This window comes from Enterobacter cloacae complex sp. 342H5, assembly GCF_050030905.1.
Classification (GTDB): domain Bacteria; phylum Pseudomonadota; class Gammaproteobacteria; order Enterobacterales; family Enterobacteriaceae; genus Enterobacter; species Enterobacter intestinihominis.
Window position 1 is genome coordinate 1,296,089 of the sequence record NZ_JBLGVB010000001.1, and the last position, 20,461, is coordinate 1,316,549.

Annotated in this window: 23 protein-coding genes and 1 pseudogene; 12 read left to right on the forward strand and 12 right to left on the reverse strand. The window is 59.4% G+C overall.

Features of this window, described 5'->3' with window-relative positions; genetic code table 11:
• Window positions 1-9 precede the first annotated feature (9 nt).
• The 3 genes from ACQG03_RS06245 to entH are packed head-to-tail and all read left to right on the forward strand — an operon-like array spanning window position 10 to window position 2,029.
• Window positions 10-864 (forward strand): isochorismatase, encoded by an 855-nt coding sequence (locus ACQG03_RS06245; RefSeq protein ID WP_022647383.1) that lies wholly within the window; start codon window positions 10-12, stop codon window positions 862-864.
• On the forward strand, window positions 864-1,616 hold the full coding sequence (entA, locus tag ACQG03_RS06250) for a 2,3-dihydro-2,3-dihydroxybenzoate dehydrogenase EntA (RefSeq protein WP_048966668.1): 753 nt from the start codon (window positions 864-866) through the stop codon (window positions 1,614-1,616). Before ACQG03_RS06245 ends, entA begins: the two co-directional genes overlap by 1 nt.
• Window positions 1,616-2,029, forward strand: a complete 414-nt coding sequence (entH, locus tag ACQG03_RS06255; protein ID WP_022647384.1) for a proofreading thioesterase EntH — start codon at window positions 1,616-1,618, stop codon at window positions 2,027-2,029. Before entA ends, entH begins: the two co-directional genes overlap by 1 nt.
• Window positions 2,030-2,119: 90 nt before the next feature.
• Here the strand turns inward: entH and ACQG03_RS06260 are convergent, their stop codons facing one another.
• The 3 genes from ACQG03_RS06260 to ACQG03_RS06270 are packed head-to-tail and all read right to left on the reverse strand — an operon-like array spanning window position 2,120 to window position 4,402.
• Window positions 2,120-3,232, reverse strand: a complete 1,113-nt coding sequence (locus ACQG03_RS06260) for a M20 family metallopeptidase (protein ID WP_045622248.1) — start codon at window positions 3,230-3,232, stop codon at window positions 2,120-2,122.
• Window positions 3,233-3,245: 13 nt separating this feature from the next.
• On the reverse strand, window positions 3,246-3,710 hold the full coding sequence (locus ACQG03_RS06265; protein WP_023305665.1) for a YjiG family protein: 465 nt from the start codon (window positions 3,708-3,710) through the stop codon (window positions 3,246-3,248).
• Window positions 3,707-4,402 (reverse strand): nucleoside recognition domain-containing protein, encoded by a 696-nt coding sequence (locus ACQG03_RS06270; RefSeq protein WP_022647389.1) that lies wholly within the window; start codon window positions 4,400-4,402, stop codon window positions 3,707-3,709. Before ACQG03_RS06270 ends, ACQG03_RS06265 begins: the two co-directional genes overlap by 4 nt.
• A gap of 268 nt (window positions 4,403-4,670) precedes the next feature.
• Here ACQG03_RS06270 and cstA point away from each other — a divergent pair, with 268 nt between their 5' ends.
• Complete coding sequence (gene cstA, locus ACQG03_RS06275) at window positions 4,671-6,776, forward strand: pyruvate/proton symporter CstA (protein WP_022647390.1); 2,106 nt, start codon at window positions 4,671-4,673, stop codon at window positions 6,774-6,776.
• 104 nt (window positions 6,777-6,880) lie between these two features.
• Complete coding sequence (locus ACQG03_RS06280; protein WP_006809671.1) at window positions 6,881-7,078, forward strand: YbdD/YjiX family protein; 198 nt, start codon at window positions 6,881-6,883, stop codon at window positions 7,076-7,078.
• Here ACQG03_RS06280 and ACQG03_RS06285 read toward each other — a convergent pair.
• The 4 genes from ACQG03_RS06285 to ACQG03_RS06300 all read right to left on the reverse strand — a co-directional run bounded on the left by ACQG03_RS06285 (window position 7,075) and on the right by ACQG03_RS06300 (window position 9,829).
• Window positions 7,075-7,479, reverse strand: coding sequence for a helix-turn-helix domain-containing protein (locus tag ACQG03_RS06285; RefSeq protein ID WP_022647392.1), 405 nt, complete (start codon window positions 7,477-7,479; stop codon window positions 7,075-7,077). The genes ACQG03_RS06280 and ACQG03_RS06285 overlap by 4 nt on opposite strands.
• A complete protein-coding gene (locus ACQG03_RS06290) occupies window positions 7,454-7,756 on the reverse strand; it encodes a type II toxin-antitoxin system RelE family toxin (RefSeq protein WP_022647393.1) in 303 nt (100 codons plus the stop codon). The genes ACQG03_RS06285 and ACQG03_RS06290 overlap by 26 nt, the downstream gene beginning before the upstream one ends.
• Window positions 7,757-7,939: 183 nt before the next feature.
• On the reverse strand, window positions 7,940-8,683 hold the full coding sequence (locus ACQG03_RS06295; protein WP_022647394.1) for an SDR family NAD(P)-dependent oxidoreductase: 744 nt from the start codon (window positions 8,681-8,683) through the stop codon (window positions 7,940-7,942).
• A gap of 57 nt (window positions 8,684-8,740) precedes the next feature.
• Window positions 8,741-9,829, reverse strand: coding sequence for an oxidoreductase (locus tag ACQG03_RS06300; RefSeq protein ID WP_063163835.1), 1,089 nt, complete (start codon window positions 9,827-9,829; stop codon window positions 8,741-8,743).
• Between the two features lie 159 nt (window positions 9,830-9,988).
• Between ACQG03_RS06300 and ACQG03_RS06305 the strand changes: the two genes are divergently transcribed.
• From ACQG03_RS06305 to ACQG03_RS06320, 4 genes are all read left to right on the forward strand, one after another.
• Window positions 9,989-11,491 carry a sugar ABC transporter ATP-binding protein gene (locus ACQG03_RS06305; protein ID WP_063163834.1) on the forward strand — a complete coding sequence of 501 codons (1,503 nt, stop codon included), beginning with the start codon at window positions 9,989-9,991 and terminating at the stop codon, window positions 11,489-11,491.
• The gene (locus tag ACQG03_RS06310; protein WP_032624686.1) at window positions 11,488-12,483 is read left to right on the forward strand and encodes an ABC transporter permease; all 996 of its coding nucleotides are present in this window, start codon (window positions 11,488-11,490) and stop codon (window positions 12,481-12,483) included. Before ACQG03_RS06305 ends, ACQG03_RS06310 begins: the two co-directional genes overlap by 4 nt.
• 19 nt (window positions 12,484-12,502) lie before the next feature.
• Complete coding sequence (locus ACQG03_RS06315; RefSeq protein ID WP_063163833.1) at window positions 12,503-13,567, forward strand: sugar ABC transporter substrate-binding protein; 1,065 nt, start codon at window positions 12,503-12,505, stop codon at window positions 13,565-13,567.
• A gap of 83 nt (window positions 13,568-13,650) precedes the next feature.
• Window positions 13,651-14,892, forward strand: coding sequence for an LVIVD repeat-containing protein (locus ACQG03_RS06320; protein ID WP_063163832.1), 1,242 nt, complete (start codon window positions 13,651-13,653; stop codon window positions 14,890-14,892).
• Window positions 14,893-14,979: 87 nt separating this feature from the next.
• On the opposite strand, the gene mtnK is transcribed toward ACQG03_RS06320, so the two are convergent.
• Window positions 14,980-16,179: an S-methyl-5-thioribose kinase gene (gene mtnK / locus ACQG03_RS06325; protein WP_063163831.1), complete on the reverse strand. Its 1,200-nt coding sequence runs from the start codon at window positions 16,177-16,179 to the stop codon at window positions 14,980-14,982.
• Window positions 16,180-16,281: 102 nt separating this feature from the next.
• On the opposite strand from mtnK, the gene mtnA reads away from it, so the two are divergent.
• Together mtnA and ACQG03_RS06335 are read left to right on the forward strand one after the other, a co-directional pair.
• The gene (gene mtnA, locus ACQG03_RS06330) at window positions 16,282-17,298 is read left to right on the forward strand and encodes an S-methyl-5-thioribose-1-phosphate isomerase (protein WP_045308959.1); all 1,017 of its coding nucleotides are present in this window, start codon (window positions 16,282-16,284) and stop codon (window positions 17,296-17,298) included.
• Window positions 17,299-17,341: 43 nt separating this feature from the next.
• Window positions 17,342-17,812 carry an SRPBCC family protein gene (locus tag ACQG03_RS06335; RefSeq protein ID WP_022647402.1) on the forward strand — a complete coding sequence of 157 codons (471 nt, stop codon included), beginning with the start codon at window positions 17,342-17,344 and terminating at the stop codon, window positions 17,810-17,812.
• A 60-nt stretch (window positions 17,813-17,872) separates the two neighbouring features.
• On the opposite strand, the pseudogene ACQG03_RS06340 reads toward ACQG03_RS06335, so the two are convergent.
• Window positions 17,873-18,145, reverse strand: a pseudogene (locus ACQG03_RS06340) (helix-turn-helix domain-containing protein).
• Window positions 18,146-18,251: 106 nt separating this feature from the next.
• Here ACQG03_RS06340 and ACQG03_RS06345 point away from each other — a divergent pair.
• The gene (locus tag ACQG03_RS06345; protein ID WP_022647404.1) at window positions 18,252-18,476 is read left to right on the forward strand and encodes a helix-turn-helix transcriptional regulator; all 225 of its coding nucleotides are present in this window, start codon (window positions 18,252-18,254) and stop codon (window positions 18,474-18,476) included.
• A gap of 121 nt (window positions 18,477-18,597) precedes the next feature.
• On the opposite strand, the gene ACQG03_RS06350 is transcribed toward ACQG03_RS06345, so the two are convergent.
• The 3 genes from ACQG03_RS06350 to ACQG03_RS06360 are packed head-to-tail and all read right to left on the reverse strand — an operon-like array spanning window position 18,598 to window position 20,437.
• Window positions 18,598-19,140, reverse strand: coding sequence for a 1,2-dihydroxy-3-keto-5-methylthiopentene dioxygenase (locus ACQG03_RS06350; RefSeq protein WP_058645960.1), 543 nt, complete (start codon window positions 19,138-19,140; stop codon window positions 18,598-18,600).
• Window positions 19,137-19,826, reverse strand: coding sequence for an acireductone synthase (gene mtnC, locus ACQG03_RS06355; RefSeq protein ID WP_022647406.1), 690 nt, complete (start codon window positions 19,824-19,826; stop codon window positions 19,137-19,139). Before mtnC ends, ACQG03_RS06350 begins: the two co-directional genes overlap by 4 nt.
• Complete coding sequence (locus ACQG03_RS06360; protein WP_022647407.1) at window positions 19,823-20,437, reverse strand: methylthioribulose 1-phosphate dehydratase; 615 nt, start codon at window positions 20,435-20,437, stop codon at window positions 19,823-19,825. Before ACQG03_RS06360 ends, mtnC begins: the two co-directional genes overlap by 4 nt.
• Window positions 20,438-20,461 lie beyond the last annotated feature (24 nt).

Here is a 20,461-nt window from a genome sequence, read left to right on the forward strand (position 1 = left end):
GAACAGAGAATGGCTATTCCAAAATTAACCGCATATGCGCTGCCAACCGCCGCCGAACTGCCGACCAGTAAAGTAAGCTGGGCGTTTGAGCCGGAGCGCGCCGCGCTGCTGATCCACGATATGCAGGAGTACTTCCTGAATTTCTGGGGCGAAAATAGCGACATGATGCAGCAGGTAGTGGCGAACATCGCTAAACTGCGCGCGTACTGCAAAGAGCACAATATTCCGGTGTACTACACCGCGCAGCCGAAAGATCAGAGCGATGAAGACCGCGCCCTGCTGAACGATATGTGGGGGCCGGGTCTGACTCGCTCGCCGGAGCAGCAGCGCATCGTCGCTGAGCTGACCCCGGACGAAGCGGACACCGTGCTGGTGAAGTGGCGCTACAGCGCGTTCCACCGCTCCCCGCTGGAGCAGATGCTGAAAGAGACCGGCCGCAACCAGCTTTTGATCACCGGCGTGTACGCCCACATCGGCTGCATGACCACCGCCACCGACGCCTTTATGCGCGACATCAAACCGTTCTTTATCGCCGACGCGCTGGCGGATTTCACCCGCGACGAGCACCTGATGTCGCTGAAATACGTGGCCGGACGTTCGGGCCGCGTGGTGATGACCGACGAGTTGCTGCCGTCTGTTCCGGCAACGAAGGCCGCGCTGCGTGAGCTGATCCTGCCGCTGCTGGACGAGTCCGACGAGCCGATGGATGACGAAAACCTGATCGACTACGGTCTGGATTCAGTACGGATGATGGCGCTGGCCGCCCGCTGGCGCAAAGTGCACGGCGACATTGATTTCGTGATGCTGGCAAAAAATCCGACCCTCGATGCCTGGTGGGCGCTGCTCTCCCGCGAGGTGAAGTGATGGCTTTTGATTTTACCGGTAAAACCGTCTGGGTGACGGGCGCGGGTAAGGGCATTGGCTATGCGACCGCGCTGGCATTTGTGGAGGCCGGGGCGCAGGTGACCGGGTTCGATCTGGCTTTCCCTCACGGCGAATATCCGTTTGCCACCGAAACGCTGGACGTGGCGGATGCGGCGCAGGCGAGTGATGTCTGCAGGCGTTTGCTCAGCAGCCTTGAGCGGCTCGACGTGCTGGTTAACGCGGCGGGCATTCTGCGTATGGGCGCGACGGATCAGCTTTCGCAGGAGGACTGGCAGCAGACCTTTGCGGTTAACGTCGGCGGCGCGTTCAACCTGTTCCAGCAGACGATGGGCCAGTTCCGTCGTCAGCAGGGTGGGGCGATTGTGACGGTGGCCTCTGACGCGGCGCACACGCCGCGCATCGGCATGAGCGCCTACGGCGCGTCGAAAGCGGCGCTGAAAAGCCTGGCGCTGACCGTCGGGCTGGAGCTGGCGGGCAGCGGCGTACGCTGTAACCTGGTGTCGCCGGGTTCTACGGATACCGACATGCAGCGCACGTTGTGGACCAGCGATGATGCGGAACAGCGGCGCATTCGCGGCTTCGGCGAGCAGTTCAAACTCGGCATTCCGCTCGGTAAAATTGCCCGTCCGCAGGAGATTGCCGCGACCGTGCTGTTCCTGGCATCCGATGCCGCCAGCCATATCACCTTGCAGGATATCGTGGTGGACGGCGGCTCCACGCTGGGGGCGTAATGATCTGGAAACGTCATTTATCCCTCGACGAACTGAATGCCACTAGCCAGAACACGATGGTGGAACACCTTGGCATCGTCTATACCCGCCTCGGGGACGATACGCTGGAAGCGGAGATGCCGGTGGATGCGCGCACCCACCAGCCGTTTGGCCTGCTGCACGGCGGTGCGTCGGCGGCGCTGGCGGAAACGCTGGGGTCGATGGCCGGTTTTCTGATGACCCGCGACGGGCAGAATGTGGTGGGCACGGAACTGAACGCTACGCACCACCGCGCGGTCTCTCACGGTAAGGTGCGCGGCGTATGTCAGCCGCTGCATCTGGGCCGCTCCAGTCAGAGCTGGGAGATTGTGGTGTTCGACGAGCAGGGGCGGCGGTGCTGTACGTGTCGGTTGAGTACGATGGTGCTGGGTTAGATTGTGCGGCGGGAGTGCCGGGTGGCGGCTTCGCCTTACCCGGCCTACGAAACATGCAGGCCCGGTAAGCGAAGCGCCACCGGGCGGTTGTTACAACATCGATACCACCCGCTTCAACAGCCGAACTCGCGGCGCAATGGACGCTTTATCCAGCCATTCCGCCGGGCTGTGGAACCCGGCGCCAACCGGCCCGAAGCCGTCAAGCGTGGGGATGCCGAGCGCGGCGGTGTGGTTGGCGTCGCTGCCGCCGCCGACTGCCTGCCAGGTAATGTCGATGCCTTCCGCTTTACCCGCCGCTTCAACCTGCTGCATCAGCGCCTGCGTCGCGTCGCTAGCGGCCATCGCCGGTTTGTGATTAACCCGCGTCAGCGTGGTGGTCACGCCGTCTAAAAAGCCTTGTTCACATAACAACTCCAGCGCCTGGTTCACCCGGTCATACTCGTCGTTTTCCCAGAAGCGAACGTCCAGTTCTGCCACAGCGCTGTCCGCGACCACGTTCGCCGCGCTGCCGCCCTGAATCACGCCGACGTTAAGTGTAGTGCCGCGATCCCAGTCCGTCAGCGCATTGATGGCAATAACGCTCTTTGCCAGCGCGGTGATCGCCGAGCGGCCTTTTTCCGGGTCATTGCCCGCGTGTGCCGCCACGCCGCTAAAGGTGAGGTGATAGCCCGCCATCCCTTTACGCGCTTTCACCAGCGAACCGTCGGCGCGGGCGGCTTCGCACACCAGCACGCAGCGGGAACGCTTAGCCAGCTCGCCAATCCACTCATGGGAATGGACAGATCCGGTCTCTTCGTCCGGGTTCATCGCAACGGCAATCGCGAGACGATCGTTGTCTGCGGCGTCAAGCGCGCGCATTGCCCACAAAATATTCAGAAGTCCGCTCTTCATATCCGAGACGCCGGGGCCGTACAGGCGGGTTTCATCCTCGCTCAGCGGACGCGCGGCCACGGTGCCGGCGGGAAATACGGTATCCAGATGCCCGACCAGCAGCACGTCGAACCGTTCCGCCTGCGGCTTGTTACTGACGAAGACGCCGGGGCCCACCTTGTCGCCCAGGTTCACCTGCTCCGTATGCCAGCCTTCGCGCTGCCACAGTTGCTGCATGATGCCTGCAACAGCGGCGACGCCGTCAATCGTCTGGGTGCCGCAGTCTACGTTCACCAGGGTTTTCAGCTCTTCGATATAATGGTCAAGGTTCATGTTCACGTCCTGTTCAGAGAATAATGCGCATCAGCAGCATGGCTAAGAAAGCGTTGACCACCGAGAGGGCGATCATCAGCGGAATACGTTTGGCGCGGGTGCCAATCACCCCCAGAATGCGGCCCAGGTACTGCACCTGCGAGCCCATCAGGTAGATGGCGGGCGCCAGGATCGCCAGGTGCTCGCCGGTGAGGATGCCTTTATCAAACAGGCCGATGGCAACGCCGATCCCGCCGCCCATCGACATCCAGCCGCCAATCAGCACGGCGGCCGCTTCGCCCGGCAGGCCAAACAGGCCCATCAGCGGGGAGAAGATCGTGCCCAGCCCTTTCAGCGCGCCGGTAATTTCCAGCGCCTTGATGATGATAAAGGCCATCACCACGTTGGGCAGCGTGCTGCTGGTGGCAATGCTCCAGCCTTTGCGCGCGCCTTCGATAAACACATCGGTAATGACCGGATTGGACTGTGGGGCACTCATGCGGCGTCTCCTTTATGGGTAAACGTCAGGATCAGGCGCAGCAGATTGGCGCCGACAATTTTCATGATAAACATCACCGCGATACAGGCCCCGATGGAGGTGGGCACCGCCGCCGTGCCGTCAACGGCGAGCAGCGTGAAGAGGATCGCCCCGGAAGAGAAAAAGTTGGTGATCATCGCCCCGGCGGAGAACTGGAACATGGCGAAAACGTCTTTCTCTTTTTCGCTGATTTGCCCTTCATCAGAGAGATTACGGGTAAGCGACGCGCCCACGTCGGTACTTTGCAGGCTGCCAATCAGCGCCAGCCCGGTGGTGCCAGGGATCCCCAATAGCGGGCGCAGCAGAGGAGTTAAGAGTTTGCGCGCGGCACGCAGGGCGCCATAGTGCTCCAGCACGTTGATCATCCCCAGCGCGAACATCACCGCGGGAATTAAACCGAGCGCGAAGAGAAACCCGTCCATCGCGCCGCTGCCGCCGGTGCCGCGAAAGGCGCTGCTGGCTGTGGTTAACGTACCGTCATCCAGACTGGCTTTGCTGACCACTTTGCCAAATGCGCCGTTGAGGGTGGTGAAATCAAAGACGCCGTACCACTCTTGTCCGCCTAACAGACCCGAGAAGAAAACGGCTGCAAACGCCAGCGCGAAGTACGCGCCCGGCCCGACCTGACTATCCTGAGGTACTGAACTGTTCATATCCTTTTCCTTGTATGCACGCGATTGCGCAGGATCATTCTGGCGAGGTTATGGCCAAAAAAAATGATACAAATCATTCCGTAAGGCGGTGTCTGGCCGAAAAAGGTAAAAGTGTGAACGGTGACGCTACGAAAGTGATCGGCTTAACAATGTGGTGTAAATGTCTGGTTTGACCACGCATTATTGCGTTTCAAAGTTGTTAAATTTTATCCGTTGTTCTAGAAACAAAATGTAACATCTCACTGTTTCACAACAACGGATAACCATTATGAACAACTCAGGGAAATACCTTATATGGGCAGGGCTCTCCGTTGTGGGAGCCTTTGCCCTGGGCTACATCGCCCTCAACCGGGGGGAGCAGATCAATGCGCTCTGGATCGTGGTCGCCTCCGTCTGCATTTATCTGATCGCATACCGTTTTTATGGCCGTTATATCGCGAAGACGGTACTGGGCGTAGACGGCACGCGCATGACGCCGGCCGTGCGTCATAACGATGGTCTGGACTACGTGCCGACCGATAAAAAAGTGCTGTTCGGTCACCATTTCGCGGCGATTGCCGGGGCAGGCCCGCTGGTGGGGCCGGTACTGGCCGCGCAGATGGGCTACCTGCCGGGGATGATCTGGATCCTCGCGGGGGTGGTGCTGGCGGGCGCGGTGCAGGACTTCATGGTGCTGTTCGTCTCCACCCGTCGCGACGGTCGTTCGCTGGGTGAGCTGGTGAAAGAGGAGATGGGGGCAACTGCCGGGGTGATTGCGCTGGTGGCGACCTTTATGATCATGGTCATCATCCTCGCGGTACTGGCGATGATTGTGGTGAAAGCCTTGACCCACAGCCCGTGGGGAACCTATACCGTCGCCTTCACCATTCCGCTGGCGCTGTTCATGGGGATCTACATCCGCTATCTGCGTCCGGGACGCATTGGTGAAGTTTCAGTCATTGGCCTGGTGTTCCTGGTGTTTGCTATTATCTCCGGCGGCTGGGTGGCGGAAAGCCCGACCTGGGCACCGTTCTTCGACTTCACCGGCGTGCAGCTGACCTGGATGCTGGTGGGCTACGGCTTCGTGGCGGCGGTGCTGCCGGTATGGCTCCTGCTGGCCCCGCGTGACTACCTCTCTACGTTCCTGAAAATTGGTACCATCGTCGGGCTGGCGATCGGCATTCTGATTATGCGCCCGACCCTGACCATGCCTGCCCTGACCAAATTCATTGACGGTACCGGCCCGGTCTGGACCGGTAACCTGTTCCCGTTCCTGTTTATCACCATCGCCTGTGGGGCAGTGTCTGGCTTCCACGCGCTTATCGCCTCCGGGACCACGCCGAAGATGCTGGCGAATGAAAATCAGGCCTGCCTGATTGGCTATGGCGGCATGCTGATGGAATCCTTCGTGGCGATTATGGCGCTAGTCTCGGCCTGTATTATCGACCCGGGCGTGTACTTCGCGATGAACAGCCCGATGGCGGTACTGGCCCCGGCCGGCACTGTTGACGTGGTCGCCTCTGCTGCGCAGGTGGTGAGCGGCTGGGGCTTTGCGATCACCCCTGATACGTTGACGCATATCGCTAACGAGGTCGGCGAGCAGTCGATTATCTCCCGTGCGGGCGGGGCGCCGACGCTGGCGGTGGGTATGGCCTACATCCTGCACGGTGCGCTGGGCGGGCTGATGGATGTCTCGTTCTGGTATCACTTCGCCATTCTGTTCGAGGCGCTGTTTATCCTGACGGCGGTGGATGCCGGTACGCGCGCGGCGCGCTTTATGTTGCAGGATCTGCTGGGGGTGATCTCCCCGAATCTGAAACGTACCGATTCACTCCCGGCTAACCTGCTGGCGACGGCACTGTGCGTGCTGGCGTGGGGCTACTTCTTGCATCAGGGCGTGGTCGATCCGCTGGGCGGGATTAACACCCTGTGGCCGCTGTTCGGTATCGCCAACCAGATGCTGGCGGGCATGGCGCTGATGCTTTGTGCCGTAGTCCTGTTCAAGATGAAGCGCCAGCGTTACGCATGGGTGGCGCTGGTGCCAACGGCGTGGCTGCTGATCTGTACCCTGACAGCAGGCTGGCAGAAAGCCTTCAGCCCGGACAACAAGGTGGGCTTCCTGGCCATTGCCAACAAGTTCCAGGCGATGATCGACAGCGGCAAGATCCCGGCGCAGTACACCGAATCTCAGCTGTCCCAGCTGGTGTTTAACAACCGTCTGGACGCCGGGCTGACCATCTTCTTTATGGTGGTGGTTGTGGTGCTGGCGTTGTATTCTCTGAAAACCGCGCTGGCGGCGTTGAAAGTCGACACGCCAACGGCGAAAGAGACGCCGTATGAGCCAATGCCTGAGAACCTGGACGAGATTGTCACCCAGGCGAAAGGGGCGCATTAACCCGTGTGCCGGGTGGCGGCTTCGCCTTACCCGGCCTACATTTCTTATCCTCCCTCTCCCTCCGGGAGAGGGTCGGGGTGAGGGAAACAAACGAGAAACTGATTATGTTCGACACCCTTTCCAAAGCAGGTAAATACCTGGGCCAGGCCGCTAAAATGATGATTGGCGTGCCGGATTACGACAACTACGTCGAGCATATGCGCGTCAACCACCCGGATCAGACGCCAATGACCTACGAAGAATTTTTCCGCGACCGCCAGGACGCCCGCTACGGCGGTAAGGGCGGGGCGAAGTGCTGTTAACCCTCTTTTGGTAAATAGAGGCTGATCTGCTCCTGTTTACAGCCGTAAATTGCCGCCAGCTTTTCGCGGGTGCGCTTTTGCGGTCGGGAGTCCAGCGCCTCCAGCTGTGACACGGCGGACTGACTGATGCCAAGCTTCTCCGCCACCTCCTGCTGGGACATACCGCGTAAAATGCGCCAGGCGGCCTGTAGGCTGACGTTCTCGTTATGCATGATGTCGCACACTTCACCCGGTAAACCTACGTTATCGTAGATGTCTGATTCGTAAGGGATGTCTTCCCAGTCGTTTTCATCATCGTCATCATACTCAAGCATGGCTAAACGCATGCGAAAATATTCACCGTAGGGTATGACAACATACTGTTTTTTTCCTTCTTCATCCTTGATGAACTGAATAGTCATATTCCGTATGCTCCTCATGAAGGTAGGTAGTGGTTGTCCGGCGTTTTACTGCCACTACGTAGCAGATATCACCCGGCGGATCCCCGAAGGTGTAAATGACCCTGTAATCACCTAATCGCAACCTGTAGTGGTTTTCGGGAGAAGATAATTTCTTGATATCCGCGACAGGTGATGTTTTATCGTCCATCTTCTCCAGCCTGAATTTAATGCGGTTCTGATATCGAGGATCGATTTTAGAAAACTGCTTCTCTGCTGTTTTAGACCAGACAATCTTCATCCGTACCTCCACTGTACGCCCACACAAAACATAAGGAAATAATAAGACTATTAGATAAATTCCGAATTTCTTATGGGGTACTGTAGAGCGGAGAAAAACCGCGAGAAAGCGGCAAAACGCGAATCGTCGAGGCGACTCGAACAGGCCTCTGCCGGGCGACAGAGGCATACAGTAAATTTGCGATCAGGCGTTCAGACCGCCGTCCACATCCAGACCGGTGCCGGAAATTTGCCCCGCAGCCGGGCTGGCGAGGAAGGTGACCGCCGCTGCGATATCCTCCGGCTGGCCGTAATGACCAAGCGCGATCATCCGGCGTTGGGCTTCCGCCTGCTCGCCGTCTTCCGGGTTCATATCGCTGTTGGTCGGGCCGGGATGAACCAGGTTGACGGTAATGCCGCGCGGGCCTAAATCGCGGGCCAGACCCCGGGTAAGGGAGTTTAGGGCCGATTTGGTCATCGAGTAGACGGCGATCCCCGGCTGCGCCACGCGGTTCGCCAGACAGCTGCCGATGTTGATGATGCGTCCGCCGTCAGACATATGCACCAGCGCTTCCTGAATGGCGATCACCACGCCGCGGATATTGACGTTGATCAGAGCGTCGATGTCCGCCAGGGTCATGGACTCCAGCGGGCCGCCGCGTGCAATCCCGGCGTTATTGACCAGAATATCCAGCCCGCCGAGGGAGCGCGCCGCCTGCGTGACCGCATCCTGAATCGCCTGCGCGCTGGCGCTGTCGGCCTGAATCGCCTCGCCGTGTCGCCCCAGCGCGTTGATTTCATCGACGACCTGCTGGGCTTTATCGACGGATTTTTCGTAGGTGATAACCACATCGGCACCGGCGCGTGCCAGCGACAGCGCAATCGCCCGACCCAGCCCACGACTGGCGCCGGTGACCAGCGCCTTTTTACCTGTTAAATCGATCTGCATGATGACCTCGTTGCAAGAGTGGAGAGAATCATCATTAGGTATAGCCCGTCGGCGCGATTAACGGCTGAAGGATTCCACCTTCTCAAACGCGGCGCGCAGAACGTCAGGGCTTAACGTAATCGGTAAAAAGTGAATCGACTCCACCGGGCGCAGGGTGTGAGCAATGACCTTGTCCAGCTCGTCGCGGTTATGGATATCGACCTCCAGCGCGCGAAGCGTGGTCGGCAGGTTAAAACGCTGGAATGCCGCCACCAGCTGCGTCAGCACGTCCTCCTGACCGAGCAGGGCGCTCTGCACCAGAATGCCGTAGGCCACCTTGGTGCCGTGGAGGTATTTTTCCGTCTGCGGCAGCACGGTTAAGCCGTTGTGCACCGCATGTGCCGCCGCCACGCGGGTATAGCGTTCGCCCAGACCGCCGACCATACCGCCACCGGCGATAACGGCGTCCACCACGTCCCGAAACGCCTGCGTCTGGTCGCCGCGCTGCTGGTCGGCCAGCGCCTCTTCGCTGCGCTCCAGCAGCACGTCGCGGATCGCCAGCGCACCGTTCAGGCCAAGACGCACGGTCAGCGGCAGGTTTTCCGGTTCAGGGGCGAGTACCGCCGCTTCGTACCACTTCGCCAGCGTATCGCCGATGCCTGCCAACAGGTATTCCGCCGGGGCGTTAAGGATGATTTGCGGCTCCACCAGCACCAGATAGTTGGCGTCGTCAAAAATCTCAAACTGTAGCGCCTGCCCGGCATCGTTGTACCACACGGAGAGCGGGGTCCACGCCGCGCAGGTGGCGGCGATGGTGGGAATGCCCACGAACGGCACGCCCAGACGACGCGCCACGGCCTTGACGGTATCCATTACCGCACCGCCGCCCACGCCAATCACCACGCTGGCTTCACCACCCGACGCGTTCACCAGATGAGTGACGTCACGCTCGCTGCAATGGCCCTTAAACAGCAGATGTTTTGCCCCCGTCGCGTTAAAACTCTGCGGCAGATAAGGGCGTGCGCCCTCGATAGCCCGCTCGCCGTAGATCCACACCGCGCGGGAAAGCTGTTCCGGAGTAAAGAAATCATCCAGGTGCGCAAGGCTTCCCGGATGAGAGAAGTAGTTCGCCGGGCCGGGCACGACGCGGATATCGGTGTTGCTCATGAAGTTGTCCTTTTTTAGCAAGCGCTAACCCGATGTTATGTCTGGACATCCGGATGGCTAATAATATTTCGCTTTATCTTATGCCTTTTCCGTCGTTGTCAGTCAACCGGAGCTGTGAAAAATTCGCTAAATCAGAAGAGTAATGAAGGATTTACGCGGATGGTTTCCAGTCGCCTTGAGATGCGCGGTATCAGCCTGGCCTTTTCCGGCTTTCAGGCCCTGTCGCGCGTGGATTTCACCCTGAATGGCGGGTCGGTGCATGCGCTGACCGGCGCCAACGGCGCGGGAAAATCGACGTTGATGGCGGTGCTGTGTGGGACGCACGATCGTTATGAAGGCGAAATCTGCATTAACAACCAGCAGGTAAGCATCCGCGAGCCGCTGGACGCCAAACGGCTGGGTATCCACCTTGTGCAGCAGGAGGTGGACGTGGCGCTGATCCCCGGGCTGAGCATTGCGGAGAACATTATGCTCGACCAGCTGGCGCAGCCGGGACACCGCTACAGCTGGCGCGCGATTCGTCAGCAGGCGCGGCAGGCGCTGGCGCAGCTGGATGTTTCGCTGGACGTTCGCCGTTCCATCGACAACTGCACGCTGGCTGAAAAGCAGCAGATTTTGCTGGCGAGGGCGCTCTCGCACCACTGCCGTTTTCTCATTCTCGATGAGCCCACCGCGCCGCTGGACGCGCACGAAAGCGAGCGTCTGTTTGCGGTAGTAAGACGTCTGCAACAGCAGGGTATTGGCGTGGTGTTTATTTCTCACCGCATTCACGAGCTGAAGGCCATCTGCGACACCCTGACGGTGCTGCGCGACGGCAGGCTGATTGAGTCCGGCCCGATGGCGGATCTGAGCGGAGAGGAGATCGTCGAGAAGATGCTCGGCCACGAGCTGAGCGATATCTATCCGCCCCCGCGACCGCCGCACGGTGAAGAGATGCTGCTGCGGGTGGAAGGCCTGCACGACGACGCGCTGCTGAAAGATATCTCCCTGCAACTGCGCAAAGGTGAAATCCTCGGCATTGCCGGGCTGGCGGGGGCGGGGAAAACGGAACTCTGCAAGGCGCTGTTTGGCGCCAGCAAAAGCCGCGTGGCGCGCGGCGAGCTGAACCATCAGGCCTGGAAACCGCGCGATCCGGCAGACTCGGTGCTACGCGGTCTGGCGCTGGTGCCGGAGGAGCGGCGCAAAGAGGGCATTTTTATCGACGAGCCGGTGAGCATGAACCTTGCCGTGTGCGCCGATAACAGTTTCTCGCGCTGGAGCCTGTTTGGTCATCGTCAGGCGTGGCGCTGGGCGGAAGAGGTGATTGCCCGCGTCGGCGTGCGCACGCGCGGGCCGGGGCAGGTGCTGCGTCGGCTTTCCGGCGGTAACCAGCAGAAGGTCGCCATCGGGAAATGGCTGCGCAATGACGCCAGCGTGCTGATATTCGACGAGCCGACCAAAGGCGTGGACGTGAAGGCCAAAACCGATCTGTTTCAGCTGATCGACGGCCTGGCGCGCGAGGGCAAAGGGGTGATTTACGCCTCGGGTGAATTTGCCGAGCTGGTCGGTCTGTGCGACCGCATCTGCGTGCTGTGGGACGGGCGCATCGTGGCGGAAATCGCCGGGGCAGAGGCCCGGGAAGAGACACTACTTTATTATTCAACCGGAGGAACGGCGTCGTGAGCAAGGCCCTTTCAGTGACCACGGCGGCGTCTGGCCGTCAGCAGATTTTCGATTTTCTTTATAAGTGGGGCATGCTGCTGACCGTCGTCGCGCTGGTGGCGGTGTTTGGCCTGGCGTCGGACAACTTCCTCGACCCGAACAACATCATCAACATTCTGCGCTCGATTGCCATCGTGACGGTGATTGCCGTTGGCGTCTCTATTTCGCTGACCGTCGGCGGGTTCGACCTCTCCGTAGGATCTACCGCGTCGCTGGCGAACGCGCTGGTGATTTCGCTTTTCGTCTGGCACGGCTTCGGCACCACCGAGTCGATTCTGCTGACCCTCGCGCTCTGTACGCTGGTCGGCCTGTTTAACGCCTTTCTGATCGTCATCCTGCGCATTCCGGACATGCTCGCGACCCTTGCCAGCCTGTTTGTCATCCAGGGTGTGGCGATGACCTACAGCTACGGCGGGTCGATTACCGAGAACATGGTGCTGCCGAGCGGCGACATGGCGGAAGGGACCATTCCGGCGGCGTTTGGCCTGCTCGGGCAGGTGCCGACCATTGTGATCGTCATGCTGGTGGTGACGATTCTGGCACAGCTGGGCCTGTCGCTGACCACCCATGGACGCCGGATGTACGCCATTGGCGGCAACCCCGAAGCCGCGCGCCTCTCCGGCATTCGCACCACCCGCTACAAGGTGGCAGCCTACGTGATTGCCTCTCTGCTGGCGGGGCTGGGCGGCATTCTGCTGGCCTCGCGTATTGGTTCATCGCAGGTGAATGCGGGCGGCGGCTACCTGATGGACGCGGTGGCGGCGGCGTGGATCGGCTTCTCGCTGGCCGGATCCGGCAAGCCGAACGCGCTGGGTACGCTGGTGGGGGCGGTGATCCTCGGCGTGCTGTCTAACGGGCTGGTGATGCTCTCCGTGCCGTATTACGCCATGGACATTATAAAAGGGCTGGTGCTCGCGGTAGCGCTGGCGATTACCTACATACAAAAACGCTGACAACACAACGGGATAATAAATGAAAAAGATTGCGCTCTCTTTGGTAGCTCTTGGGTTACTCACTTCTCTGCCGGGCCTGGCGGCTACCCCCGCGCCGGTTCCGACCGCCATTGCCAGCCATGACGGCCCCATTCGCATTGCGGTGATCCGCAACCTGGGCTCGGACGACAACACCACGCAGTTTGTTGCCGGGGCGATTCAGGAAGGGAAAAAGCTCGGCTTTAAGGTCAGCACCTTTTTAAGTAACGGGGACGACGCCAAATTCCAGGATTTCGTTAACCAGGCCATCAGCCAGAAATACGACGGGATTATTCTCTCTCAGGGGCGCGATCCGTACTCCACCGCGCTGGTGAAGAAGGCGGTGGATGCCGGGATCAAAGTTTCGGTGTTTGATACCGCTGTGAACGGCGAGATCCCGGGCGTAACCGTTACCCAGCAGGACGATGCCTCCCTGACCAACCTCTCTTTCGGCCAGCTGGCGAAAGATTTCAACGGCAAGGCCAATATCGTCAAGCTATGGGTCGCGGGCTTCCCGCCGATGGAGCGCCGTCAGGCGGCCTACAAAGAACTGCAAAAGCAGTACCCGGAGATTAAAGAGCTGGAGTCCATCGGCGCGGTCTCCTCTGACGTGCAGGGCGACACTGCCAACAAGGTGGGCGCGATCCTCGCGAAATACCCGAAAGGTAAAATCGATGCCATCTGGGGTACCTGGGATGCCTTCAGCCAGGGCGCCTATAAGGCGCTGAAAGAGAACGGCCGAACCGAGATCAAACTCTACAGCATCGACATCTCCAACCAGGATTTACAGCTGATGCGCGAGCCGGGTAGCCCATGGGCAGTGAGCGTGGCGGTGGATCCGAAGCTGATTGGCGCGACCAACGTACGCCTGATTGCCAATAAGATTGCCGGAGAAGCGACGCCTGCCACTTACGATTTCAAGGCGGCGGCCATTCCGCAGGCGCTGCTGACCGCCCAGCCGGGCGCGGTGAACGTGGCGTCTCTGGGGAAAATCATTCCGGGCTGGGGCCAGACGGAAGATTTTGTTGCGCCGTGGTTTGCGACGCTGGAAGCCAGGACAAAATAATGCCCGGTGGCGCTTTGCTTACCGGGCCTACGGTGTTGTAGGCCGGATAAGGCGCAGCCGCCATCCGGCGAAAGGACTTATACATGTCTGCATTACCTCAACCCGAATACAGCCGCAATATGCGGCTGATTGGCCATAGCGATCAGGGCGGTCGCCCGGACGGCGTGCAGCTGATGGTGCACCGAGGTTTCGCCTATATCGGCCATATGGTGTCGCAGGGCTTTTCGATAGTGGACGTGCGCGACCCGAAAAAACCAAAAGCCGCAGGATACGTGCCTGCGCCGCCGGGTACCTGGAATGTGCATCTCCAGGCGCATGACGACCTGCTGCTGGTGATCAACGCCCGGGATCTGTTTGCCGATGCGCGTTTTGCCGACGAGAAGGTCTACTACACCCGCCAGGTGGGGGAGACCGTCAGCGATGTGCAGGATAAAGGCTGGAGCGCCGGGCTTCGCGTCTTTGATATCTCCACACCGGACAGGCCACGCGAGATAGGCTTTTTATCGCTGAGCGGCATCGGCATTCACCGCATCTGGTACGTTGGTGGCCGCTGGGCGTATGTCTCAGCGCTGATAGACGGCTTTACCGACTACATCTTTCTGACCATCGATCTGGCGGACCCGCGCAAGCCTGAAGTGGCGGGACGCTGGTGGCTGCCGGGGATGAATCAGGCCGAAGGCGAACAGCCGAACTGGCCGGAAGGCAAACGCTACGCTCTGCACCATGCGATTATTGCAGGCGATACCGCGTACGGCAGCTGGCGCGACGGTGGCCTGACGCTGCTGGACGTGAAGGACCGCACCCGGCCTAAGCTCATTAGCCACTGTAACTGGAGCCCGCCGTTTGGGGGCGGGACGCACACCGCGCTTCCGCTGCCGGATCGCGATCTGCTGGTGGTGCTGGACGAGGCGGTGCTGGATAACCAGCAGGACGGCGAGAAGCTGATCTGGCTGTTTGATATCCGCGAGCCGTCGAACCCGGTGAGCATTTCTACCTTCCCGCAGCCGGATGAAACCGACTACGTGGCGAAAGGGGCGCATTTCGGCCCGCACAACCTGCACGAGAACCGGCCGGGGAGCTTTGTCAGCTCAACGCTGATCTTCGCGACGTACCAGAACGCGGGCGTGCGCGCGTATGACATTTCCAATCCGTATCGCCCGGTAGAAACGGGGGCGCTGGTGCCCGCGGCGCCGGAAAAGATGATGGATACGCGGCCCAATCGCCCGCAGGTGATCCAGTCGTGCGACGTGTTTGTGGATGCGCAGGGGATTATTTACAGCACGGATTATAACGGTGGGATGTCGGTGATTGAGTATTTAGGATGAGTTTTTGCCGGGTGGCGGCTTCGCCTTACCGGGCCTACATTTTGCACCCGTAGGCCCGGTAAGCGCAGCGCCACCGGGCAAACGTTCTCAACTGTACTGTCGCACCCGCGCTACCAGCTCTTCCGCGCTGTCGATGCGGTCAGCAATCACAATCAGCGCCTTGCCGAGGGATATCGCGTGGCGCAGGCATTCGTGACGCATCGCTTCATCCTGAATGGTGTCGATATCCGCCACATGGGAAAGCCCGACGCTGCGGCGAATCAGCTCGGTGCCGCAGAATCCGATGGCGTCATGCCAGACCTTTTTCAGGAACGCAGAGGCATAGCCCGGCGCGCTGAGCGCGGCGTCGCGCGTTTTCTCATTCGCCAGCGCCTGGAAGCGCTCCGCGAAGGTGTTCCACAGTTCCTGAATATCGGTCAGGCGCTGCTCGCGCGCGGCGGCGGCATCGCGAATGCCCAGATGCCCCGGCAGGCCGCAGAAGTTCAGCAGCAGGTTGCCGATGGCGGTGCCGATGTCAAAGCCAATCGGGCCAAAGTAGCCGAACTCGGCGTCGATGGCCTTCAGGCTGCCGTCGCCCACAAAAATTGAGCCGCTGTGAATGTCCCCGTGCAGCAGGGCTTCGGCATGCGAAAAGAAGCGGTGCTTCAGGGAGGCCACGGCGATTTTAAGCTGGGCGTCGTCGCGCAGGGCGGCAACATCGTTCTCCAGATCGGCCGGGTAGCTGTTGCGCGCGTGGATCTGGTACGGATCGTTGAAGAACAGATCTTCGGTGATCTCGCACATCTCCGGGTTGATGAATTTTGCAACCTGCGCTTTTTTCTCGTGCGGATGCAGATAAAAATCGCTGGTGTGGAACAGGGTGTGAGCCAGATATTCACCCAGCTGCCGCGCCGCCTGCGGGTAGTAAATGTTGTTAATCAGCTCGCCGCGCCAGATGCGATGGCTGGAGAGATCTTCCATCACCATCACCGCCAGTTTCGGGTCAAAGTGGTGGATTTTCACCGTGTGCTCAGGGCTGTGCTTGTAATGCTCGACCAGGGTTTGCGCCTCCAGGCGAGCGCGATCCAGCGTCAGCGGCCAGGACTCGCCGACGCAGCGCACATAGGGCAGCGCCTGCTTAACGACGATGCGGCTCACGCCCGCGCGGTCGAAAACTTTAAAGACCAGGTTGAGGTTACCGTCGCCGATTTCCTGCGCCTCCACCAGCGATGACGGATCGTCAAGTCCGCCAAACTGCCTGGCATACTCCACGGCGTCCTGAGCGGTAAAGGTACGGTATTGCGACATGGCCTGCTCCTCAGTTTTGCTAATTAAGACATGTAGACGTCTATACATCTGGATTTCATCCTGACACAATGTGCTACAACAACGCAACAGGGAATTAACGACATGCAGACATTACAGACGACCAGCCTGCGGGTGGCGAATAATCAGCTCTATATTCTCGACCAGCAGGCGCTTCCGCAGGAGAAACGCTGGCTGGATGCCTCGACGGTGGAGGCGCTGGTTGGGCATATCCACGCTCTGCGCGTGCGTGGCGCGCCGTTGATTGGTCTCTCTGCAAGCCTGCTGCTGGCGCTGTTAGCGGAAAGCGGTAAAGGCCGCGACGAGCTGGCGGCGGCGCTGGAGACCCTGCGTGCCTCCCGCCCGACGGCGGTGAACCTGATGAACAATCTCGACCGCATGAAGATTGCGCTGTGGCAGGAAGCGTTCGTTCCGGCGCTGGTGGCTGAAGCGCTGCGCCTGATTAATGAAGACAAACGGCTTTGCGACGCGATTGCGAAAGCGGGTAGCGCGCTGGTGAAGCCCGGCAGCCGCCTGCTGACCCACTGCAATACCGGCGGGCTGGCAACGGCGGGCGTCGGTACGGCGCTGGGTGTGATTGCCCGCGCGCATCAGGAAGGCAACGTCAGCAACGTCTGGGTGGATGAAACCCGTCCGCTGTTGCAGGGCGGCAGGCTGACCGCATGGGAGCTGGGCGAGCTGGGCGTGCCTTATCAGCTGATTACTGACTCCATGGCCGCCAGCCTGATGGCAAAAGGGCAGGTGGATGCCGTGTGGGTGGGGGCAGACCGCATTGCCGCCAACGGCGACGTGGCGAACAAAATCGGCACCTATTCCCTGGCGGTGCTGGCGAAGTTCCACGGTATTCCGTTCTACGTCGCCGCCCCGCAAACGACCCTCGACCGGGACTGCCCGAACGGTGACGCGATCCCGATTGAGCAGCGCGCGGCCAGCGAAGTGACGGGCGTGGCAGGAAGCTTTGGCGCGGTGCAGTGGGCGCCGCAAGAGGCGCAGGTCTATAACCCGGCGTTTGACGTTACCCCCGCCTCGCTGATTAGCGGCTGGGTGCTGGATACGGGCGTGGTCACCCCTGAAGAGGTAGCGAAAGGGAAATTCGCCTGAGTGGGACTATCCTTGTAAGGGGTTCCCTTTAGAGGACGTTATCGTGACGCTCGATCCTGAAACAGACTTAAAACTGGAACGCGTGGTGGACGCACCGCGCGACCTGCTGTGGCTCTGCTGGACCACACCGGAGCACATCAAAAACTTCTTCATTCCTGCTCCCCATAAGGTGACTGAATGCGACCTCGATCTGCGCGTGGGTGGGCGGTTCAATACCGTGTTTGAGGTGGACGGGCAGCGGATGGATAACCGGGGCGTATTTCTTGAAATCGATCCGGGGAACAAGCTGGTCTTTACCGATGGCTATACTGAGGGCTGGAAGCCGGCTGAAACGCCGTTTATGACGGCGATCCTGCTGCTGGAAGATGTGGGGGAGGGCAAGACCCGCTACACGGCGATAGCGCGTCACCCAACGAAGGAAATCCGCGAGCAGCATGAACAGATGGGCTTCCACGAAGGGTGGGGCGTGGTGTTGGATCAGTTGGTGGGGTATGTGAAAGGGCTGAAACGGTAGTGCCCTTAGACCCCCTCTCCCTTGAGGGAGAGGGCTGGGGTGAGGGGGAGAATTCATTGATTATGTTGAAGACAGATTTCTCTTTTTGGTATACCTCATCTGACGAAATACTCGCTCTCCCTTTTCATCAAAGTATCTTTCCGGCCATATCACATCGGGTGGAATGTCTGGCGCCTGAGCGGTAAGCAGTTCACCTTTGGGTCATGGTCGGGTAAGCGCATTTGCCAGCGTGGATGAGGAAAGACCAGCCTTTCTGGACAACGCAGCCAGGCTTGTTCCATGTTTCTTTAGTGCAGCGATAATATCGGCCGGGTGCCAGTTCTGATGTTGCATTGTGTCCTCCTTACATGTGTTCGTTACGCGCTCAATTATCCTATTTTGGGATAAAAAGGCAACGGGAGGATATTCGATTTCAGGATATTTGTATGGAATCGGAACAATGGCCTCAGTTTACTCGGATGAATACCAGCGTGTTATCAATGCGTTGAAGAAAGCGCGTAAAGAGAAGGCGATGACTCAGGCGCAGCTTGCGGAGGCACTGGGAAAACCACAATCGTTTATTGCTAAAGTGGAAAACGGTGAGCGTAGGTTGGACGTGGTGGAGTTTGTGCATCTGGCGAGGCTGGTTGGCGCAGATGTGCAGAGGATTATCGCCAGTATTTAATTAATGCCTGAGTATGGAACTGACCACCTGAGCCGTATGTTCCCCTCACCCTAACCCTCTCCCCAGAGGGGCGAGGGGATAGCACGGTGCTCGCATTACTTTGTGGGGTAGGGAGAAAAGATCAGGCCAGGCGTGGATACGCATCCGCGATTGCATCGCCCGTAAACTGGGCAACCCAGCCTTCCGGATTGTCGAAAATACGAATGGCGGTAAAGTTCGGCTCTGAACCCATGTCAAACCAGTGCGGCGTGCCTGCGGGTACGGAAATCAGGTCGTTTTTCTCGCACAGCACCTGATACACCTCATCGCCGATGTGCAGGCAGAATAGTCCCGCCCCTTCCACGAAAAAGCGCACTTCGTCTTCGCCGTGAGTGTGCTCGTTGAGAAACTTCGCTCGCAGCGCCTCTTTCTGCGGATTGTCGGCGCGAAGGCTAATCACGTCCCAGCTCTGATAACCTTTCTCTGCCACCAGCTTGTCGATTGCATGCTGATACGCCTCAATCACGGCTTCAGGCGCGGGATCCTGCCCTAAATCACGGTCTGCCGCCCAGCGCTCAAAGCGCACGCCCTTAGCGTTCAGCTGTTGGGCAATCTCGGCGGCGTCGGTGCTGTGCCACAGGTGATGACTGGCGTCTTTATCGGAATAAATGGTCAATGCGCTCATGAAGGGATCTGCTCCGGGTTAATCTCGTCAAACTGGTGGATCTGATGGTGATGGCTTGCGCCGTCATCTTCACCGCGTATCAGTTGCAGGGTGCGAAAACCCGCCTGTTCAGCCGCGTCCAGCTCCTGATGAATATCTGACAGGAACAGGATCTGCGACGGGGCGATGCCCGTTTGCGCCGCAATATTTTGATAAGACTGCACCTCACGCTTGGCGCCGATGCGGGTATCAAAATAGCCGCTGAACAGATGAGTAATATCACCTTCGTCGCTGTAGCCAAATAACAGTTTCTGCGCGGCGACGGAGCCAGAGGAATAAACATAGAGATCAATCCCTTGTGCCTTCCATTTTTCCAGCGCGGGCAGTACATCAGGGTAGAGATGGCCGGTAAAGTCACCGTTGACGTAACCGTCCTGCCAGATGATGCCTTGCAGGGCTTTGAGCGCCGTCGATTTGCGGTCTTCATCCATAAAGGTAAACAGCACGTTGATGAGATCGCTGACGCTGGCATGCGGAGTGCTGATTTCATCGCGCAGGTTGTCCAGAATCGATTTGACCGGCTCGGCGTACTGCTGCGCGGTTACAAAGGCCGCCAGCCGCTCACGCGCGTAAGGGAACAAAACATCATGGACAAAACGGATATCGCTGGTGGTCCCTTCAATATCCGTCACAATCGCGCGAATCATACTCTCTCCCATTGTCGTAAACGCATTTCGCATTCAAATAAGAATTCTAAACCTTCCAGATGACGGCGGGCTTCGGCCACGTCGCGTCCCCAGCAGGTTAAGCCATGACCGCGCAGAAGAAAACCATAATTAAGCGGGCGTTCCTGCGCGTAATGGGCGATGCGAGAGGCGAGGGCGTCGATGTCCTGGTCATTATCAAACACCGGGATGGCCACCGTATCCCGATGCGTGGTCTGCCCGGTAAGGGATTTTTGCATCTCGAAGCCGGAGATCTTCAGCTCGGTCTCGTTGACCAGCCGCGACAGCACCGTGGCATTGACGGTGTGAACGTGCAGGACGGCGTTAGCCTCCGGGAACAGGCGATAGATGAGGGTATGCAGCCCGGTCTCTGCCGACGGTTTACGGCCAGAAGGCGCACGGTTGGTGGCGATTTCAACCTGTAGAAAATCGGCGGTGGTCAGGCTGCCTTTGTCTTTTCCGGATTCGCTCAGCCAGCACAGATGTTCATCCTGACGCACGGACATATTGCCGCCGGTAGCGGGCGCCCAGCCTTTAGCGCCAATCCAGCGGCAGGCCTCGACCAGGTGTGTGAGTTGCAGGTTGTCTGTCATTTCCTTTTACCCTCTCGGTCAGGA

What these genes read in the sequence shown, in the direction of transcription:
- ACQG03_RS06280 (WP_006809671.1), top strand. Translation starts at nt 6,881, where the DNA reads ATGTTCGACACCCTTTCCAAAGCAGGTAAATACCTGGGCCAGGCCGCT.
- ACQG03_RS06305 (WP_063163834.1), top strand. Translation starts at nt 9,989, where the DNA reads ATGGTTTCCAGTCGCCTTGAGATGCGCGGTATCAGCCTGGCCTTTTCC.
- ACQG03_RS06315 (WP_063163833.1), top strand. Translation starts at nt 12,503, where the DNA reads ATGAAAAAGATTGCGCTCTCTTTGGTAGCTCTTGGGTTACTCACTTCT.
- ACQG03_RS06345 (WP_022647404.1), top strand. Translation starts at nt 18,252, where the DNA reads ATGGCCTCAGTTTACTCGGATGAATACCAGCGTGTTATCAATGCGTTG.
- mtnA (WP_045308959.1), top strand. Translation starts at nt 16,282, where the DNA reads ATGCAGACATTACAGACGACCAGCCTGCGGGTGGCGAATAATCAGCTC.
- ACQG03_RS06290 (WP_022647393.1), bottom strand. Translation starts at nt 7,756, where the DNA reads ATGAAGATTGTCTGGTCTAAAACAGCAGAGAAGCAGTTTTCTAAAATC.
- ACQG03_RS06360 (WP_022647407.1), bottom strand. Translation starts at nt 20,437, where the DNA reads ATGACAGACAACCTGCAACTCACACACCTGGTCGAGGCCTGCCGCTGG.
- ACQG03_RS06270 (WP_022647389.1), bottom strand. Translation starts at nt 4,402, where the DNA reads ATGAACAGTTCAGTACCTCAGGATAGTCAGGTCGGGCCGGGCGCGTAC.
- mtnK (WP_063163831.1), bottom strand. Translation starts at nt 16,179, where the DNA reads ATGTCGCAATACCGTACCTTTACCGCTCAGGACGCCGTGGAGTATGCC.
- ACQG03_RS06320 (WP_063163832.1), top strand. Translation starts at nt 13,651, where the DNA reads ATGTCTGCATTACCTCAACCCGAATACAGCCGCAATATGCGGCTGATT.
- mtnC (WP_022647406.1), bottom strand. Translation starts at nt 19,826, where the DNA reads ATGATTCGCGCGATTGTGACGGATATTGAAGGGACCACCAGCGATATC.
- ACQG03_RS06295 (WP_022647394.1), bottom strand. Translation starts at nt 8,683, where the DNA reads ATGCAGATCGATTTAACAGGTAAAAAGGCGCTGGTCACCGGCGCCAGT.
- ACQG03_RS06245 (WP_022647383.1), top strand. Translation starts at nt 10, where the DNA reads ATGGCTATTCCAAAATTAACCGCATATGCGCTGCCAACCGCCGCCGAA.
- entH (WP_022647384.1), top strand. Translation starts at nt 1,616, where the DNA reads ATGATCTGGAAACGTCATTTATCCCTCGACGAACTGAATGCCACTAGC.
- entA (WP_048966668.1), top strand. Translation starts at nt 864, where the DNA reads ATGGCTTTTGATTTTACCGGTAAAACCGTCTGGGTGACGGGCGCGGGT.
- ACQG03_RS06260 (WP_045622248.1), bottom strand. Translation starts at nt 3,232, where the DNA reads ATGAACCTTGACCATTATATCGAAGAGCTGAAAACCCTGGTGAACGTA.
- cstA (WP_022647390.1), top strand. Translation starts at nt 4,671, where the DNA reads ATGAACAACTCAGGGAAATACCTTATATGGGCAGGGCTCTCCGTTGTG.
- ACQG03_RS06285 (WP_022647392.1), bottom strand. Translation starts at nt 7,479, where the DNA reads ATGACTATTCAGTTCATCAAGGATGAAGAAGGAAAAAAACAGTATGTT.
- ACQG03_RS06265 (WP_023305665.1), bottom strand. Translation starts at nt 3,710, where the DNA reads ATGAGTGCCCCACAGTCCAATCCGGTCATTACCGATGTGTTTATCGAA.
- ACQG03_RS06300 (WP_063163835.1), bottom strand. Translation starts at nt 9,829, where the DNA reads ATGAGCAACACCGATATCCGCGTCGTGCCCGGCCCGGCGAACTACTTC.
- ACQG03_RS06350 (WP_058645960.1), bottom strand. Translation starts at nt 19,140, where the DNA reads ATGAGCGCATTGACCATTTATTCCGATAAAGACGCCAGTCATCACCTG.